Annotated in this window: 17 protein-coding genes and 1 tRNA gene; 6 read left to right on the top strand and 12 right to left on the bottom strand. The window is 74.0% G+C overall.

The features are described 5' to 3' along the window. Positions 1-174: 174 nt before the first annotated feature. Complete coding sequence (locus LWC33_RS30350) at positions 175-1,128, bottom strand: endonuclease/exonuclease/phosphatase family protein (RefSeq protein ID WP_233308108.1); 954 nt, start codon at positions 1,126-1,128, stop codon at positions 175-177. A 429-nt stretch (positions 1,129-1,557) separates the two neighbouring features. Further along, entirely contained in the window at positions 1,558-1,944 is a 387-nt protein-coding gene (locus LWC33_RS30345; protein ID WP_233308107.1) for a thiol-disulfide oxidoreductase DCC family protein, read from the bottom strand. A gap of 23 nt (positions 1,945-1,967) precedes the next feature. Between LWC33_RS30345 and arsC the strand changes: the two genes are divergently transcribed. Next, positions 1,968-2,333: an arsenate reductase (glutaredoxin) gene (gene arsC, locus LWC33_RS30340; protein WP_233308106.1), complete on the top strand. Its 366-nt coding sequence runs from the start codon at positions 1,968-1,970 to the stop codon at positions 2,331-2,333. A gap of 65 nt (positions 2,334-2,398) precedes the next feature. Here arsC and LWC33_RS30335 read toward each other — a convergent pair whose 3' ends face one another. The 3 genes from LWC33_RS30335 to uraD all read right to left on the bottom strand — a co-directional run bounded on the left by LWC33_RS30335 (position 2,399) and on the right by uraD (position 5,954). Beyond that, complete coding sequence (locus LWC33_RS30335) at positions 2,399-3,466, bottom strand: GNAT family N-acetyltransferase (RefSeq protein ID WP_233308105.1); 1,068 nt, start codon at positions 3,464-3,466, stop codon at positions 2,399-2,401. 74 nt (positions 3,467-3,540) lie between these two features. Then, entirely contained in the window at positions 3,541-5,421 is a 1,881-nt protein-coding gene (locus LWC33_RS30330; RefSeq protein ID WP_233308104.1) for a S9 family peptidase, read from the bottom strand. Then, the gene (gene uraD / locus LWC33_RS30325) at positions 5,418-5,954 is read right to left on the bottom strand and encodes a 2-oxo-4-hydroxy-4-carboxy-5-ureidoimidazoline decarboxylase (RefSeq protein ID WP_233308103.1); all 537 of its coding nucleotides are present in this window, start codon (positions 5,952-5,954) and stop codon (positions 5,418-5,420) included. The genes LWC33_RS30330 and uraD overlap by 4 nt, the downstream gene beginning before the upstream one ends. Positions 5,955-6,031: 77 nt before the next feature. Between uraD and LWC33_RS30320 the strand changes: the two genes are divergently transcribed. Continuing rightward, on the top strand, positions 6,032-6,469 hold the full coding sequence (locus LWC33_RS30320) for a DUF1707 SHOCT-like domain-containing protein (protein WP_233308102.1): 438 nt from the start codon (positions 6,032-6,034) through the stop codon (positions 6,467-6,469). A 73-nt stretch (positions 6,470-6,542) separates the two neighbouring features. On the opposite strand, the gene LWC33_RS30315 is transcribed toward LWC33_RS30320, so the two are convergent. Continuing rightward, entirely contained in the window at positions 6,543-7,133 is a 591-nt protein-coding gene (locus LWC33_RS30315) for a TetR/AcrR family transcriptional regulator (protein ID WP_232875511.1), read from the bottom strand. A gap of 60 nt (positions 7,134-7,193) precedes the next feature. Beyond that, a complete protein-coding gene (locus LWC33_RS30310) occupies positions 7,194-7,352 on the bottom strand; it encodes an Lrp/AsnC ligand binding domain-containing protein (protein ID WP_233308101.1) in 159 nt (52 codons plus the stop codon). A 437-nt stretch (positions 7,353-7,789) separates the two neighbouring features. On the opposite strand from LWC33_RS30310, the gene LWC33_RS30305 reads away from it, so the two are divergent. Then, on the top strand, positions 7,790-8,965 hold the full coding sequence (locus tag LWC33_RS30305) for an LLM class flavin-dependent oxidoreductase (protein ID WP_233308100.1): 1,176 nt from the start codon (positions 7,790-7,792) through the stop codon (positions 8,963-8,965). 111 nt (positions 8,966-9,076) lie between these two features. Then, a complete protein-coding gene (locus LWC33_RS30300) occupies positions 9,077-9,853 on the top strand; it encodes an ArsR/SmtB family transcription factor (protein ID WP_233308099.1) in 777 nt (258 codons plus the stop codon). Here LWC33_RS30300 and LWC33_RS30295 read toward each other — a convergent pair. Continuing rightward, complete coding sequence (locus LWC33_RS30295; protein ID WP_233308098.1) at positions 9,850-10,788, bottom strand: AraC family transcriptional regulator; 939 nt, start codon at positions 10,786-10,788, stop codon at positions 9,850-9,852. The genes LWC33_RS30300 and LWC33_RS30295 overlap by 4 nt on opposite strands. Before the next feature lie 139 nt (positions 10,789-10,927). Here LWC33_RS30295 and LWC33_RS30290 point away from each other — a divergent pair, with 139 nt between their 5' ends. Together LWC33_RS30290 and LWC33_RS30285 are read left to right on the top strand one after the other, a co-directional pair. Then, positions 10,928-12,151: a cytochrome P450 gene (locus LWC33_RS30290; RefSeq protein ID WP_233308097.1), complete on the top strand. Its 1,224-nt coding sequence runs from the start codon at positions 10,928-10,930 to the stop codon at positions 12,149-12,151. Between the two features lies 1 nt (position 12,152). Then, entirely contained in the window at positions 12,153-13,193 is a 1,041-nt protein-coding gene (locus LWC33_RS30285; protein ID WP_233308096.1) for a 2Fe-2S iron-sulfur cluster-binding protein, read from the top strand. Between the two features lie 498 nt (positions 13,194-13,691). Here the strand turns inward: LWC33_RS30285 and LWC33_RS30280 are convergent, their stop codons facing one another. The 4 genes from LWC33_RS30280 to LWC33_RS30265 all read right to left on the bottom strand — a co-directional run bounded on the left by LWC33_RS30280 (position 13,692) and on the right by LWC33_RS30265 (position 16,640). Further along, complete coding sequence (locus tag LWC33_RS30280; RefSeq protein ID WP_233308095.1) at positions 13,692-14,981, bottom strand: HNH endonuclease signature motif containing protein; 1,290 nt, start codon at positions 14,979-14,981, stop codon at positions 13,692-13,694. A gap of 222 nt (positions 14,982-15,203) precedes the next feature. Further along, positions 15,204-15,500, bottom strand: coding sequence for an antibiotic biosynthesis monooxygenase family protein (locus LWC33_RS30275; protein ID WP_233308094.1), 297 nt, complete (start codon positions 15,498-15,500; stop codon positions 15,204-15,206). A gap of 92 nt (positions 15,501-15,592) precedes the next feature. Then, a tRNA-Pro gene (locus tag LWC33_RS30270) sits at positions 15,593-15,669 on the bottom strand. Positions 15,670-15,704: 35 nt separating this feature from the next. Continuing rightward, complete coding sequence (locus tag LWC33_RS30265) at positions 15,705-16,640, bottom strand: metallophosphoesterase (RefSeq protein WP_233308093.1); 936 nt, start codon at positions 16,638-16,640, stop codon at positions 15,705-15,707. Positions 16,641-16,657 lie beyond the last annotated feature (17 nt).

Below are 16,657 nucleotides of genomic sequence, written 5' to 3'. Positions count from 1 at the left end.
GTTGTGTATAAGAGACAGCGCCAGGGCGTCGCGCGCCTGGTGGACAGCCCCTTCACCCTCCCGGAGATGCGGGTCAAGGGCTTCGTCCTGGACCTGGAGACCTTCGCGCTCGAGCCGGCCTGATCCGGCGGGTCGTGCGCGGCGGCACGCCGCCGCGCACGGCCCCTTCGCGGCCTACGCCGGCAGCCGCAGGGTCGTCAGGATCGCCCGGTGGTCGCTGCCGGGCAGGTCCAGGACCTGGAACGACTCCGAGGTCGCCCCGTGGTTCGCGAAGACGTGGTCGATCTCGGCGCCCAGCCAGCGGGGCAGCATCGCCGGCCAGGTCGCGGTGAGCGCGGTGCCGCGCTGCGCGGCCGCGTCACCGCAGTCCGCTGTGGCTGCCCGCAGGACCGAGTGGTCGAGGGTGGCGTTGAAGTCGCCGGCCACGATCGCGGGGGAGGCCGCGGTACACCAGCGACTCACGCCGGCAAGGTCCTGCCGCCACTGGGCGACCGCGCCCGCGGTGGGCGCCACCGAGTGGAAGGCGACGAAGGTCAGGTCGCCCATCCCCCCGCCGGAGACCTGGACGTACGGGAAGGGCGAGTCCGGGGTGATCTTCCCGATGTCGAAGGTCACGTCGCCGAACCGCGGGGACACCGCCGCGGTGACGCCGTTGACGTCCTGCGAGCGGCGGTCGACCGAGGCCTCCGTCCGGTAGCCGAGATCCTCGATCAGCGGCGCGAGCTTCTGCCGGTAGCGCTCCCCGGCCTCGGGCAGGGCGACCAGGTCGGGTCGCTCGCGGTGGATGACGTCCGCGAGCGCGTGGACGTCGGCGTCGCCCGTGTAGACGTTGAAGGACAACACCTTCACGGGCGTGCCGCCGGTCGGCACCGGGTCGGCGAAGAGGCGCGGCACCATCGTCGAGGCCGTCAGCGCGACGACGACCAGCATGGCCAGCGGAAACGGCCACGCACGTCGCATCCCGAGCGTGACCAACGCGAGCGCGAGCGCCACCACCGCCACGACCACGAGCAGGATCGCCCGGAACGCGACGATCTGCGTGAAGGGGCTCCACCGGTCGAGCCCGAACCACAGGTCCGGCACGGTGAACACCGAGGCGGCCGCCGCGAGCAGGACCGCCCCGAGCACGCGGCCGCCCAGGCCGCGCCGTGGCCCTCGGCCACCCCCGCCGTACCCGGGCTCGGGTGTGCGGGGAGGCGGCGGCCCGGAACCCGGACGGGCCGTGCGGACGGCCGGCGGGTGGGGCCCGGGGGGTGCGCTCACCGCGCGCCGCCGGAGCGGTGCGGGATCGGGATCTCGCTCATCGCGTCCCAGTCTGCCCGAGCACGGGCGGCCCCCGGCGTGCTCACTCAGCGTGGCTTCAGGTGCGCGCGAGGAGGGGGTCCGGGTGAGCGGGTCGAAAACTTGACCCGGTCCAGAGAACGTGGTCCAGTGGAGGCACGCGCAGTTCCCACCACGGCGGTCGGCCCCGCACTCCTTCCGGGGCGCGGGGGCCGACCCTGTCCGGCCGCGGTGTTCCGGCCCTGCCCGGCCCGCGCCGGTCGTGGTCCGGCGCTGTCAGGACCCGCAGAGGTCGGGGTAGCGCTCGCACCAGGGCGTGGTGCCCGGCAGCCGACCGCGGTGCCGCGCGATCCAGGCGTAGACGCCGTCCTGCAGCGGTGCGGTCCGGGAGTAGACCCGTTCGGGCAGGTCCGTGCGGAGGGCGACGGCGAGGGCCGCGTTGACCGCCGCCGCGCCGGTGACGGTCCGGCCGTCGGCGGCGAAGTGGACCTCGTCGGCGCACGCGGCAGCCGTCGCGCCGGCCTTCTCCGGGGCGCCCGCCTGCTGGTACGGGAGCGTGGTGATCCGCGCGTCCCGGTCGAGCATGCGCAGCCAGCCGACCGTGCGGGTGCAGAACCCGCAACGGCCGTCGAACACCAGCAGGCCGGTGGTGGGAGGCGTCATGCCGGTCAATCTAGGCTCGGGGCATGACCGACGCCGGGCCTCAGGACGCCGTCACGATCTGGCACAACCCACGCTGCTCGAAGAGCCGCGGTGCGCTCGCGCTGCTCACCGAGCGTGGCGTGGATCCCGCCGTCGTGCGCTACCTCGACGACTCGCCGGACCGCGCCGCGCTGGAGCGGGTGCTCGCGCAGCTCGGCACGGACGATCCGCGCGCGATCGTGCGGACCGGCGAGAAGCTCTACGGGGAGCTCGGGCTCGCCGACGCGGACCGGGACACCCTGCTCGACGCCCTGGCCGCCCACCCGATCCTGATCGAGCGCCCGATCGTCGTCGTCGGCGAGCGGGCCGTGGTCGGACGCCCGCCGGAGAAGGTCCTCGACCTGCTCTGACCTGTCCTGACCTGCCGTGCCGTGCGCCACCTGCGCCGACCTGCCCTGAGCCCGGTTCGGCCGGGTCAGCCGACCCGGGTGACGACGCGGCTCAGCGGGGCGCGGACGTGCAGCATCCCGCCGGTGATCTCCGCGGTGGGCCGCAGCCCGGCCCGGCGCAGCAGCTTCACCACCTGCATGTTCTGCATGGGCGTGGTGGCCACCAGCTCCTCGCCGCCCTGCTCCGCGGCCGCCTCGGCCGCGCGGCGGACCAGCGCGGTGCCCAGCCCGCGGTCCTGCCAGGCGTCCTCCACGACCACGGCGAACGAGGCCGCTGCCGCCGTCGTGCGCTCGACGGTGACCATCCCCACGGCGCTGCCGCCGTCCGGGGTCAGCGCGAGGATCGTGCGCTGCGCCGGGTGGCCGGACGCCGCGTGCGGCGTCCCCACCAGCGCGTCGAGCTCGTCCGGGTCGAGGCGCGGGGCGGCGGAGAGGAACCGGGCGCTGCGCGTCGCCGGCGAGCAGCGGGCGTGCAGGGCCGCGACCAGCGGGAGGTCGGCCGGGCCGGCGATGCGCACCCGCACCTCCGACCCGTCGACCAGCAGCAGGACCGGGTCCGTCCGCGCGATGCTCCGCGAGGGCGGGTCGCTGAGCGAGAGCTGCGCCGCGAGCTCGAGCAGCGCGGCGGCGCGGGAGAGCTCGGTGGCGGTGAACGGCCACGTCCGGCCCAGGTGCACCTGCGCCGTGCCGACCCGCAGCGGATGGACGTGCCCGGTCCGGGCGGCCGCGCCCGGCTCGACGATCCGTGCCCGCAGCAGCGTGGCGACGGCCCGGGGCGCGCTGCCCGGGTCGGCCGCGACCATCCGGGCCAGGGCCAGCGCCGTGGTGGCGGTGTCGGCCAGCTCGGTCGCGTCCGCCCGGACGAGCAGGGTGCACGGGATCCCGGCCCGTTCGAGCGCGGCCACCATGCTCGCGGGCTCGATCCCCTCCGGGACCTCGACCAGCAGCTCGTCCGTGACCGACCCGTCGTCGGCCGGTTCCCCCACCACGTGCAGCCAGAGGATGTTGCACCCCGAACGACCGACCACGGTCGCCAGCTCACCGAGCCGGCCGGGCCGATCCTCCAGCTCCACGTGCACGCGCCAGAGCGCCACCGTGACCGCCTCCTTGCCGATTCGACCCCATCGTGGCGGCGGCGGGTTACCGGATCACTACACGCGGATGACGCCTACGTGCGCGCGACTGTGATCCTGTCGAGCGCGCGGCGGGCGAAGTCGATCTCCGTGGCCACGTGCCGGAGCGTCTCGGCGACGACGAGCGAGCCGTGGCCGGCGTCGAACCGCGCGACCTCGTAGGGCAGGTCGGCGCGCTCACGCAGCGCGTCGAGGTAGTTGTCGATCTGCCGGATCGGGCAGCGCGGGTCGTTCTCCCCGGCCAGCACCAGCACCGGCGCCCGCACCTCGCCGACGTAGGTGAGCGGCGACGCGCTCCGGTAGCGGTCCGGCACCTCCTCGGGCGACCCGCCGAACAGGGCACGGTCGAAGGCGCGCAGCTGCTCCATCTCGTCGGCGTAGGCGGCGAGGTAGTCGGCCACCGGCACCCCGCCGATCGCCCCGGCCCACCGCTCGGGCTGGGTGCCCGCGGCGAGCAGCGCCAGGTAACCGCCCCACGACCAGCCCTCGACGACCGTGCGCGCCGGGTCGGCGAGCCCGGCGGCCACCACGGCGTCGTACACCGCCGCGACGTCCTCGAGCTCCGTCAGGCCCGGCCGGCCCTCGATCGCGTCCCGCCAGGCCGAGCCGTACCCGGTCGAGCCGCGGTAGTTGACCTCGACCACGGCGAACCCGGCGTCCACCCAGGCGGCGCGGGCGGCGGAGAACCGGTCCTCGTCGGCGGCGTGCGGGCCTCCGTGCAGGGCGAACACCGCCGGGTAGGGACCTTCGGGGTGGTCGGCGGAGGGCGCAGGCCGGGCCACGAGTGCGTGGACCTTCCCGCCCGGCCCGTCGACCCACAGGTCCTCGACCGGGACGGACTCGGGCGCGGGCTCGCCGGGCGGGGTCAGCAGCCGGCGGTCCGTGCCGTCCGGGTGCAGCGCCCGCACCGCCGACGGGGTGGCGGCCGACGAGCTGGAGTACTCCACCGTCCCGTCCGGCCGGACGTCGGCCGAGGCGATGCAGCCCGGGGCGGTGCCCAGCTCCGTGAGCTCGCCGGTGGCGAGGTCGTAGCGGTGGAGCCGGGTGCGCGCCGCGTGGGTGTGCCAGATCAGCAGGGCCGAGGCGTCCGGGTAGAAGTCCGCGTCGAGCTCACCGGGCAGGCCCAGGTCGAGCTCGGTCTCGGTGTCCGCGGCGACGTCCCAGATCAGCAGCTCCTCGCGGCCGCGGCGCTCGTGCCCGACGAGCAGCCGCTGGTCGCCGCGCACGGGCGCGAAGGCGATCGGGCTCAGGCCCTTGCCCGGGCCGTCGGACTTCTCGGCGACGAGCTCGCCGCCGACCGTCATGACGCGCAGTGCCGGGTGCCGGGAGTCGCCGTGCTCGGAGTGGCTGATCGCGAGCAGCGTCTCGTCCTCGGAGAGGCCGCCGACGCCGGCGTCCTCGGCGTGCCGGTAGACCGGGGTGGCGGGCTCGTCGGAGCCGCGGCGGTGCAGCCAGATCGTGGTGCCCTCGTCCGTCGACGTGCCGGCGGCGACCAGCTCCCGGCCGATGTCGAGGCCCGCGGGGTAGCCGTCCTCGACGCCGGGCAGCGGGTTCGCGGGCTCCGCGCCGGTAGGCAGGCCGGCGAAGGGTTCGGCGACCCAGTGGCCGAACTCGTCGCCGTCCGTGTCGGCGAACCACCACACGTGCTCGCCGTCGGGCGGCAGGGTGGCGTAGTGGGTGCCGGCGGGCCGGTCGGTGACCTGCCGGTGCAGGCCCGTGGCGCGGTCCCAGGTGTGCACCTGCGTGGTGCCGCTCGCGTTCGACGAGTACACGCTGCGGTCCGGCGCGTCGAGCGCCCAGGCCGGACGGGACATGCGGACCGCGGTGAAGCGGGCGCGCCAGCGCTGCTCGCGGTCGTCCGCGAACAGCCGCTCGGGGACGGGGGCGACGGGATGGCCGGAGGGTGCCGTACTCACCTCATCGATCCTGCACGATGAGCCCGGTGAGCCGCAGGCGGTGGATCGCGGCAAGCTCCGCGCGGGTGCGCCGGGCCTCCCTCCTCCGCGGAGTTGCCGAGCCGCTCGCGCAGCACGGCCAGCAGCTCCTCGGCGCTGCGACCCGAGGCGCACACGAGGTAGACGTGCCCGAACCGGCGCTCGTACTCGGCGTTGCCCTCGGCCATCGCGGCCCGGACCTCGTCCGACGCCCCGGACATCCCCGCCTGCTCGCGGGCGGAGGTGGCCGAGTGGACGGCCCGCTCGCCGATGCGTGGGTGCCCGGCGAGGGCGTCGCCGATCCCGGCCGCGTCGAGCCGGTCCAGCGCGGCGTCGGCCGCGGCGAGCAGGGCGTCGAGATCGTCGTAGGGGCGGCCGTCGGCCACGGCCTCGGCCCACGCAGGCGAGGAGCACACGGTGAGCAGGGCGGCGACGGCGTCGGGCCGGGGGAGGTGGTCGAAGGCGGCCGTGCCGGGGGAGGCGGGGCGGGGGTCCGGGGAGCTGGGGCCCGTCATGCGCACGGCATGCGGGGCAGCGCGCATCCGGGCGATCCCTGATCCGTCACACCGCCCGGACGGGCACCATGGAGGGAGTGACAGAGCCGGTGCGCCCCGAGGACCTCCGTGTCTCCGACGCCGACCGCGCCCGGGCGGCGCGGCACCTGCAGTGGGCGCAGGGCGAGGGCCTGATCGACCTCGGCGAGTACGACACCCGCTCGCGGGAGGTCTGGGAGGCGCGCACCCGCGGCGACCTGACCCGCCTGCTCCGGGACCTGCCGGCGGCCCCGGCGCGGCTGCCCGACGTCTCCCGCCGGCGCGTCTTCTCCGAGACCGGCGGTGGCACGGCGATGCGCGTGCTCACGATCATCTTCACCACGATCGCGGTGGTGAACCTCGTGGCCTGGGGAATCGTCTCGATCACCACCGGCGAGCTGCTCTACCCGTGGTTCCTGTGGACCGGGCTGCCGCCGCTCGCCGCGCTCGGGGTCCTGTACGCCTTCGGGATCGGGCGGCCGCAGCGCGACCGGTGAGGCCGTAACCAGTGATGCCGCTCAATGGGCGTCGTCAGTGGGCGTCGTCGGTGGGCGTCGTCGGTGGGCGTCGTCAGTGGGCGGCCAGCTCCGGCGAGCCGACGAGCATCCCGATCGCCTCGGCCACGTCCGCGCCGGTCGGGGCGGCCTCCGGGTCGACGACCCACTGCACCATCAGCCCGGTGAGCAGCGCCTGGTAGAAGCCGCCGAGCACCCGGGTGCGGTGGTCGGCCTCGGCCGGGTCGTCGGGCAGCGCGTGGAACATCGAGGCCAGCTCCTCGCGGGTCCGGTGCTGCGCGCCCACCAGTGCGTCGTGCAGCCGCGGCGAGCGCGCCGACTCGGCGAGGGACTCGACGTAGGTCACCCACAGCCGTCGCTCGCGGGTGAACAGGTCCACCACGGCGGTCCAGGTCTGCGCCACCCGCTCCTCCGGGGAGGCGGTCGGGTCGACCTGGGCGAGGGCGCGGTCGAGGGCCTCGGCCCAGTCCGCGGCACCCCGCACCGCGGCCTCGGTGAGCAGGGCCTCCTTCGAGCCGAAGTGGTAGCCGATCGAGGCGAGGTTCGTGCCGGAGACGGCGACGACGTCCCGCGCGGTCGTCCGGCCGAAGCCCTTCTCGTACAGGCAGTCGGCGGCGCCGTCCAGCAGGTCCTCGCGATGTCCCATGGGCGGCGACAGTAGTAGGTGATCAAGACACCCGTCTGGAACGGGTGTCCATCGTGTCGGTCACGCTATGACGTCGCCCACGATGTGCTCGTGGACCACCGAGGTGCGCACGTCGGCGATCTCGGCGCGCTCGGTGAGCGTCTCGATGACCAGGGAGTACAGGGCCTGCTTCTCCGGCACCGCGACGTGCAGGAGGAAGTCCTCGGCCCCCGTCGTCACGAGACGCCGAGGATCTCCGGCAGTCGCGTGACCCAGTTGCGGAACCCCTCGATGGTGCGACGCGAGGGCGGACGGACACGGACGGCGATCAGCGCCGGCACCGGCCGGACCCCGGCTGCGCGAGCGCGCCGGGGATCGGACGACGTGTTCGTGGCCGACATGCCCGCCGCCGCCCAGCGGACGCGTCTACGCGAGTACCTGGAGACCCTCGCCGCGACCCCCGTCGCAGGAGATCGAGTACTGCGCCGTGAGCGTGGTCGGCCCGCGCAACCGGGTCGCGAAGCTGGTCAAGGGGGCTGCCGCTGCTCGGGTGACCCACGGGTGTCCCGTTTTCGGACACGGCGCGGCAGGTGGCGCGCCCCACGATGGCGGTGCCCCTCCCCGCGCCTCCCTGCGCGGTGCGAGCAGTGAGGATCGACGACGATCAGGAGCAACCCGTGACCCGACTGCGGTTCGGCACCTTCCTCGCCCCCTTCCACGTGCCCGGGCAGAACCCGACGCTCGCCCTGCAGCGCGACCTCGAGTTCGTCACGCACCTCGACCGGCTCGGCTACGACGAGGCCTGGATCGGCGAGCACCACTCCGCGGGCAGCGAGATCATCGCGTCGCCGGAGATCTTCATCGCGGCCGCGGCCGAGCGGACCCGGAACATCAAGCTCGGCACGGGCGTGACCTCGATCGCCTACCACAACCCGCTGTGGGTGGCGGACCGCATGGTCATGCTCGACCACCTGACCCGCGGCCGGACGATGCTGGGCGTCGGCCCGGGCTCGCTGCCCACCGACTCGGCGATGATCGGGCTCAACCCGACCGACACGCGCGAGCTGCTCGACGTCAACCTCGACATCATCATGCGGCTGCTCGCCGGCGAGTCCGTCACGCAGCAGACGAAGACCCACAACCTGATCGACGCCCAGCTGCAGCTGCGCCCCTTCACCGACCCGCGCTTCGACATCGCCGTCGCCGCGGTCGCCTCGCCCACCGGCCCGCGGCTCGCCGGCCGGCACGGCACCGGACTGCTGTCCATCGGCGCCACGCTCACCCAGGACGGGTTCGACGCCCTGGCCCACCACTGGAGCGTCGTCGAGGAGCGGGCCGCGCACTTCGGCCAGCCGACGCCGGACCGCTCGGGCTGGCGGCTCGTCGGGCTGATGCACATCGCCGAGACCAAGGAACAGGCGTACCGCGACGTCGAGTTCGGCATCGTGCCCTGGTTCAACTACTTCCAGAAGGTCGCCGCCTTCCCGCAGATGGACGTCGGCGACTCGACGGACATCAAGGGCATGATCGACTTCGTCAACGAAGCCGGGATCGGCGCGATCGGCACCGTCGAGGACGCCCGCGCGCAGGTCCAGCGGCTGTGGGACCAGAGCAACGGCGGTTTCGGCTGCATGCTGCTGATGGGGCACGACTGGGCCAACCCGGAGGCCACCAAGCGCTCCTACGAGCTCATCGCCCAGCAGGTCTTCCCGCACTTCCAGGGCCAGGCCGAGAGCACGCTCGCGGCGAAGAAGCGGGCGCTCGACACCCGTGAGGAGCACGCCGCGACCCAGCTCGCGGCCGTCGACCACATGACCGCGAAGTACGAGAAGGAGCTGGCCGAGAAGGGCTGACCGGCGTCGTCGAAGGGGCGGGCCCGCGGGGTCCGCCCCTTCTTCATCCTTGACAGGCAACCGCTTGGTTGCCTATAAAAGGCAACCTCCGGGTTGCCCGAGGAGGTGGGGATGGACGAGGTGTTCCGCGCGCTCGCCGATCCGCACCGCCGTGCGCTCCTGGACCGCCTGCGGCTGCGCAACGGGCAGACCCTGCGCGAGCTGTGCGCGGGGCTCGACATGAGCCGGCAGGCGGTGACCAAGCACCTCGCGGTGCTGGAGGCCGCCGGTCTCGTCACGACCCGGCGCCAGGGGCGCGAGAAGCTGCACCACCTCGACGCCGCACCCATCGACCTGATCGCCGAGCGCTGGATCGGCCGGTACGCCCGCGAGCGCGTGCGGGCGCTGTCCGACCTGCGGGAGGCGCTGGAGGGAGCACCCGTGTCACCGACCGAGTTCACCTACACCACCTACGTGCGGACCACGCCCGAACGCCTCTGGGAGGCCCTCACCGACCCGGCCTTCACCCGCCGGTACTGGGGCGTGGCCTTCCGGACCGAATGGCGCAAGGGCGCCCCGATGGTCTGGGAGGAGAACGGCCGCGAGACCGTCGACCCCGAGCAGGTCGTGCTGGAGGCGGACCCGCCGCGCCGGCTCGCCTACACCTGGCACACCTTCACACCGGAGTGGGCGGCGGCCGCGGGGATCGACGAGGAGACCCTCGCCCGCATCGCGGCCGAGCGCCGCTCGCGCGTGGCCTTCGAGATCGAGCCGGAGGGCGACGTCGTCAGGCTGACGGTCGTGCACGCGGACTTCGACCCCGGCAGCCGGGTCGCCGAGATGGTGGCGCAGGGCTGGCCGCGGCTCCTCGCCGACCTGAAGACGCTGCTGGAGACCGGCGAGCTCTAGCCGCGGGCCTGCGAGGGCGGGTGCCCGTAGCGGCGGCGGTAGGCGGCGGCGAAGCGGCTCGCACTGGAGAACCCCCACCGCGCGGCCGCCTCGCTCGTGGTCAGAGTGGCATCGGCGAGCAGGTCGGCGCGGGCGCGCTGCAGCCGGACACCGGTGAGGTACTCCGTCGGCGTACAGCCGACCCACTCCCGGAAGCCCTCCTGCAGCCGTCGCACGCTGGTGCCCGCGACGGCCGCCATCTCGCCCGCGGTCCAGGCCCGGCCCGGGTCGTCGTGCAGCTGGTCGACCACCCGCCCGACGGTCCGCGGCCGCGCCGGCGACCCTGTTCCCGCGCCCGGGCAGCTCGCCAGGAGGAAACCGGCGGCGATCGCCCCGGCCAGCTGGTCCCTCACCGGACCGCAGCCGCCGAACAGCTCGGGATCGTGCAGGTGCGCGGCCAGGCTCCCGACGAGCTGGCGCCACGCCCGCCCCGGGCCGGCCCCCAGGTCCAGCTGGTCCGGCAGCAGGCTCCGGACCGTCACCCGGTCCGCACCCAGCACGCGTTCGGCCTCCCGGTCGAGCCAGGCCTGGTCGAACTTCACGCCCAGGACGGTGCACGTGCTGTCCCAGTGGCTGATCAGCGAGGGCGTGTCGGCGCGGAACACCGTGGCCTGCCCGGGCAGCGAGACGACCGGCCCGTGCCGGCCGCGGCTCTCCAGGTGCCCGGTCAGCGGCAGGTTGATCTCGTACGAGCCCGGGTAGTCGCACGCGATCCGGACGTCGGCGCCCCAGCCCACGTGTCCGACGAGCACGGCGCCCAGATCGAGCGTGTGTAGCGTGAGGCGCGGCTCCCGGCCGCCGCCGAGCAGCTGCAGCTCGTGCGGGAAGTACGCCTGCGCCACCGCCCGGGACGCCTGGTCCCAGTCCCGGGGAGCTGCACGACGCCGTGCGGACATGCGGCGAGCGTACCTGAGAGTGACCTCACGAACCCGCCGCGCGATCCGTACCGGACCCGCGCGAGGAGTGTCGCCGGGCCCGTCGTCGCGACCTACCTTCCCGTTCCGTCCCCGGACGACGCTGTGGAGGAGACGGTCGATGACGACCACCGAGAAGCCCGATCTGTCCTGGCTCGACGACGTCACCATGACCGAGCTCGAGCGCCACCCCTACCGGACGTACGAGCGGCTGCGCGCCGAGGCGCCGCTGGCCTACGTGCCGGTGCTCGGGTCGTACGTCGCCTCCACCGCCGAGGTGTGCCGCGAGGTGGCGACGAGCCCGGACTTCGAGGGCGTGATCACCCCGGCCGGCGGGCGCACGTTCGGCCACCCGGCGATCATCGGCGTGAACGGCGACGTCCACGCCGACCTGCGGTCGATGGTCGAGCCTGCGCTGCAGCCCGTCGAGGTGGACCGCTGGATCGACGACCTGGTCCGCCCGATCGCGCGCCGCTACCTGGAGCAGTTCGAGAACGACGGGCGCGCCGAGCTGGTCGCGCAGTACTGCGAGCCGGTCAGCGTGCGCTCCCTCGGCGACCTCCTCGGCCTGCAGTCGGTCGACTCGGACAAGCTGCGGGAGTGGTTCGCCAAGCTGAACCGCTCGTTCACCAACGCCGCGATGACCGAGGACGGCGAGTTCGCCAACCCCGAGGGCTTCCGTGAGGGCGACGAGGCGAAGGCCGAGATCCGCGCGATCGTCGACCCGCTGATCGACAAGTGGATCGAGGAGCCGGACGACAGCGCGATCTCGCACTGGCTGCACGACGGCATGCCGCCCGGGCAGACCCGCGACCGGGAGTACATCTACCCGACGATCTACGTCTACCTGCTCGGCGCGATGCAGGAGCCCGGTCACGGCATGGCCTCCACGCTCGTCGGCCTCTTCAGCCGGCCCGAGCAGCTCGAGCAGGTCGTCGACGACCCGGTGCTCATCCCGCGCGCGATCTCCGAGGGCATGCGCTGGACCTCGCCGATCTGGTCGGCCACCGCGCGCATCTCGACGAAGGACGTCACCATCGCAGGCGTCGACGTCCCCGCGGGCACCCCGGTGATGCTGTCGTACGGCTCGGCCAACCACGACACGGGTGTCTACGAGGCGCCGTCGACCTACGACCTGCACCGCCCGCCGCTGCCGCACCTGGCCTTCGGCGCCGGCAGCCATGCGTGCGCCGGCATCTACTTCGCCAACCACGTCATGCGGATCGCGATGGAGGAGCTGTTCGAGGCGATCCCGAACCTCGAGCGCGATACCGGCGAGGGCGTGGAGTTCTGGGGCTGGGGCTTCCGCGGACCGACGAGCCTGCACGTCACCTGGGAGGTCTGAGATGGGCTTCGCGGTGACCGTCGGCGGTCGCCGGGTCGAGTGCGCCCCCGACCAGAGCCTGCTCGACGCCTGCCTGCGCGCCGGGCTGTGGATGCCGAACTCCTGCAACCAGGGGACCTGCGGCACGTGCAAGCTGCAGGTCGTCGGCGGGGAGGTCGACCACCGCGACTCGCCGTTCGACACCCTCACCACCGAGGAGCGGGCGGCCGGCATGGCGCTGGCGTGCCAGGCCCGCCCGGTGTCCGACGTCGAGGTGGGCGGGTCCGGCGACCGGACCACCCACCCGCTGCGGGACCTGACCGCGACGGTGCTGGAGGTCGCGGACATCGCCCGCGACACCCGACGGGTGCTGCTCGGGCTGGCGGAGCCGCTGGCCTTCTCGGCGGGGCAGTACGTCGAGTTCGTCGTCCCCGGGTCGGGGGCGCGACGGCAGTACTCGCTGGCCAACACCGCCGACGAGGACAAGGTGCTGGAGCTGCATGTCCGGCGTGTGCCGGGCGGGGTGGCGACCGACGGCTGGCTCTTCGACGGCCTCGCCGTCGGCGACGAGGTGGTGGCGACCGGCCCGCTGGGCGACTTCCACCTCCTGCCCGAGTCCGACGACGACGGCGGCCCGATGGTCCTCATCGGCGGCGGCACCGGCCTCGCCCCGCTCGTCGGGATCGCCCGCACCGCGCTGGCCCGGCACCCCGCGCGCGAGGTGCTGCTCTACCACGGGGTGCGGGGGACGGCGGACCTCTACGACGGCGACCGCTTCGCCGAGCTCGCCGAGGAGCACCCGAACTTCCGGTTCGTGCCGGTGCTCTCCGACGAGCCCGCGGCGGAGCACCGCTCGGGCTTCCCGACGGACGCCTTCGTCGAGGACGTCCCCAGCGCCCGCGGCTGGTCGGGCTGGCTCTGCGGGCCGCCCGCCATGGTCGAGGCGGGGGTGAAGGCCTTCAAGCGCCGCCGCATGGCCCCGCGGCACATCCACCGCGAGAAGTTCACATCCACCGCGAGAAGTTCACGCCCGCCGACGCGCTGGGCTGATCCTGATCTTTGACGGCCCCGGGAGGTGTCCCTCCCGGGGCGGGCGGGGGTGCGGCACGGCACCGCCGGCGGAGTGTGGCGCGGTACCGGCGCACGGGTGGGTGAGGTGGCGGTGTGGCGGCGGGCGAGTGGTGAGCTGGCGGTGTACCGCGGGCCGAGGTGAGGCGGCGCGGCGGCGGTCTCAGGCTGCGGGCCGGCGGGGTCCGCGACGGCTCGGAGTTGTCGGCGCGCGCGGCGTTCGCTCAGATCGATCACGCGACCCGTCGTGGCCGGTGATCCCGCGCCGCAGCCGCGGCAACGGTACGTGTCGATCCCGTGCTCGGACCGGACCGTGACGATGGCCGTGCAACGGGGGCAGAGTGCGGTGGTGAACATGGCGGTCCTCCTCGGTGCTGTAGCCCGTCGAGCGTGCGCCACGTCACCCCGCCGCCTCGTCGGCGAGGACTGCCCATCCGGCGTCGGTGGCTACCCATCTCACCGAGTGCGGGATGGGTAGTCGCGCCCGAGGGTCTCACCCCACGGGCTGGAGGAGGGGTGGTGGTCGTCGGCGGGGTGTGCGGGTGAGGTCGATCCAGCTGGGGGGAATGAACTCCGGCAGGCCGTCGAGGATGCGGACTTCCCAGTGCGAGTGGTGGATCAGCCGATGGTGGACCGCGCACAGCATCACCAGGTTGCCCAGCGCGGTGGGGCCGCCGTGTTGCCATTCTTGGACGTGGTGGATTTCGCACCAGGAGGGTGGGCGGTCGCAGCCGGGGAACGCGCAGCCGTTGCCGCGGGTGGTGACGGCGCGGCGGAGTCCGTCGGGGACGGCGCGGGAGAGGCGGCCGATGTCGAGCGGGACCCCGGTGCCGTCGAGCACGACCGGGATGACCGCGGCGTCGCAGGCCAACTGCCGCAGGGTCTGCGGGGTGAGTTGGCCGCCGAACTCCAGGGACGCGCTCGCTGCGCGGCGTTCCAGGTCCTCCAGGCGCACGGCGACGGTGAGTTGGGGGCGGCGCCCGCCGGTCTCGGGCAGCCGCCCGCGAGCCAGCACCTGGGCGCAGACCTCGGCGAGCGCCTCGGCCTGGCGTTCGGCCGCGGTGCGCTGGTCGTCGGGGTCGCGGGGGGCGGCGCCGGCGTCGACGGCGGCGGCGATCGCGTCGAACAGGGCGGCGTCGTCGTAGCGGCCGGTGAGTTTGCCGCCGGGGCGGGTGCGGAAGCGGGAGATCCGCAGTTCGTTGACCTGCGCGGGCGGCGAGTCGTCGGGTTCGGGCCCGTCCTGGTCGAGGAGTTCGATCAGTTGGGTGCCCCAGGTGTGCAGCTCACTCGGGGTGTAGGCGCCGGCGTTGGCGGCGAGTTGGACCTCGGCGCCGGCCCAGGTCTCCGGCGACAGCCGCCGGGCGGGGCCGGCGTCGAGCAGCCGGGCGATGACCTCCACGTGGCGCAGCCCGGCCTCGCCGGAGGCGAACACGGTCGCGGTGGCGGGGAGCCGGGCGGGCAGGGCCGCGCCGTCGAGCCCGACCTGTGCGCACACGGACTCGGCGGCGATCACCCGCCGGCGGGCTTCAAAGCGTTCCCACCCGAGCAGGTCGCTCAGCGCGCCGGTGGGGGAGCGGTAGCCGCGCTCGGCGAACACCCCGCGCCGCTGCAGGTCGGCGGTGGCGTCGACCACGACCCGGTCCAAGGTGCGGCGGGCCTCCTCGCACACCCGCAGCGCGTCGATCACATCGTCGGCCGCGGCGGTGGGTCCGGCGGCATCGACCAGCTGCGCGATCGCCTGGTGGAGGCGTTCGCGCGCGGTTCCGACCGGCCCAGCGTCCATGCCCCCGATCGTAGTCGAACAAAGATTCGAAGTATCGTCCATCGTCGCAGGTCAGGAGCCATTGAGCGCCTCGGTTCGGAGCCCTGGTAGGCCTCGGTCAGCCGTCGACCTGAGACGTCGACCACTCGTCGCACGCCACACGCCGCTGCCCACGAACGTGCGCGCTCCGCCTGAATGCCCGTCACCACGCCCCGGGCGGCGGACTCATCCCGATGCCCACCCTCAGACGGCGGTGTAGGTGCCCAGGTCGGCCTCGATCCCTGCCGTGGCGAAGAAGGAGACGGGGTCGAAGCCCCTCGCCTCGTGTGCTGCCTGCGCCGCCGCCCGGGCTCCGGGCAGCGCGTCGGCGGAGGCCCAGCGGACGATGGTCACGACGTCGGTGCCCGACTCCAGCAGGGCGTCGTCGACGAACCCGGGCTGGTCGCGCAGGACGGCATGGGTGCGGCGGACGTTGCGCCAGAACTCGTCGCGGGCCGCCGGCGGGACGCGGAACCGGTCCACCCGGAAGATCTCGGTCATGCGGCCGAAACTAGGAGCTCGACCGGACTTCAGGTCAACACCAACCGGAGAACGACGAAGGCCCAGGTCTGCTGACCTGGGCCTTCGATTTCTGGTCGGGGTGACAGGATTTGAACCTGCGACCTCTTCGTCCCGAACGAAGCGCGCTACCAAGCTGCGCCACACCCCGAGGGCCCACGATCTCCCTGCGAGCCGTGGTGAACTCTACCTGACGGTTCCGGCGGCCCGCGCGGGGGTGGTCCTTGCGGCGCCGGACCCGGCCGGCCGCGGCACCAGGGTCAGCAGACTGGCCTCCGGCGGGCACGCGAAGCGGACCGGGGCGTACGGCGAGGTGCCCATCCCGGCCGACACGTGCAGCCAGCTGTGGGCGCCCCACCGGGAGGCCCCGCGTGCCCGGGAACGGTCGATCCCGCAGTTCGTCACGATGGCCCCGTACCCGGGCAGCCGCAGCTGGCCACCGTGCGTGTGCCCGGCCAGGACGAGGTCGACGCCGTCGGCCGCCATCCCGTCGAGCACCCGCGGCTCGGGCGAGTGGGTCAGACCGAGGCGCAGGTCGGCCGTCATCGGGCCGGAGACGCTGTCGTAGCGGTCCAGCGACAGGTGCGGGTCGTCGACCCCGACGACGCCGATCCGCCGGCCGTCGACGTCGAGGAACAGCCGCTGGTGCGTCGCGTCCTGCCACCCGCGCTCGACGAACGCCGCCCGCAGGTCCCGCCACGGCAGCGGCTCGCCGTGGATCCGGCGGTCGGAGCTGCGCAGGTAGCGGGCGGGGTTCTTGGGGGTGGGGCCGAAGTAGTCGTTGCTGCCGAACACGAACAGGCCCGGCTTGTCCAGCAGCGGGCCCAGCGCGGCGAGCACGCCGGGCACCGCCCGCGGGTGCGCCAGGTTGTCCCCGGTGTCGACGACGAGGTCCGGGTCCAGCGCGGCCAGCTCGGCGACCCAGCGCTTCTTGCTCTCCTGGCCCGGCGTGAGGTGCAGGTCGGAGACGTGCAGGATCGTCAACGGCCGGCTGCCCTCCGGCAGGACCGGCACGGTGGCCTCGCGCAGGGTCCACCGACGTCGCTCGTAGCCCGCCGAGTAGGCGATCCCCGCGGCGCCCGTGGTGACGGCGCCGATGGCCAGACGAGCGAGGCTGTTCACGTATCCCAGGGTACGGG

The sequence above is a fragment of the Pseudonocardia terrae genome, assembly GCF_021343995.1.
Classification (GTDB): Bacteria; Actinomycetota; Actinomycetes; order Mycobacteriales; family Pseudonocardiaceae; genus Pseudonocardia; species Pseudonocardia terrae.
The sequence above is the reverse complement of the archived record's forward strand: the minus strand, read 5'-3'. Positions and strand labels throughout refer to the sequence as shown.

Coding starts and splice junctions, on each gene's coding strand:
- LWC33_RS30290 (WP_233308097.1), top strand. CDS start 10,928: ATGACGACCACCGAGAAGCCCGATCTGTCCTGGCTCGACGACGTCACC.
- LWC33_RS30300 (WP_233308099.1), top strand. CDS start 9,077: ATGGACGAGGTGTTCCGCGCGCTCGCCGATCCGCACCGCCGTGCGCTC.
- LWC33_RS30345 (WP_233308107.1), bottom strand. CDS start 1,944: ATGACGCCTCCCACCACCGGCCTGCTGGTGTTCGACGGCCGTTGCGGG.
- LWC33_RS30285 (WP_233308096.1), top strand. CDS start 12,153: ATGGGCTTCGCGGTGACCGTCGGCGGTCGCCGGGTCGAGTGCGCCCCC.
- LWC33_RS30280 (WP_233308095.1), bottom strand. CDS start 14,981: ATGGACGCTGGGCCGGTCGGAACCGCGCGCGAACGCCTCCACCAGGCG.
- LWC33_RS30275 (WP_233308094.1), bottom strand. CDS start 15,500: ATGACCGAGATCTTCCGGGTGGACCGGTTCCGCGTCCCGCCGGCGGCC.
- LWC33_RS30315 (WP_232875511.1), bottom strand. CDS start 7,133: ATGGGACATCGCGAGGACCTGCTGGACGGCGCCGCCGACTGCCTGTAC.
- LWC33_RS30295 (WP_233308098.1), bottom strand. CDS start 10,788: ATGTCCGCACGGCGTCGTGCAGCTCCCCGGGACTGGGACCAGGCGTCC.
- uraD (WP_233308103.1), bottom strand. CDS start 5,954: ATGACGGGCCCCAGCTCCCCGGACCCCCGCCCCGCCTCCCCCGGCACG.
- arsC (WP_233308106.1), top strand. CDS start 1,968: ATGACCGACGCCGGGCCTCAGGACGCCGTCACGATCTGGCACAACCCA.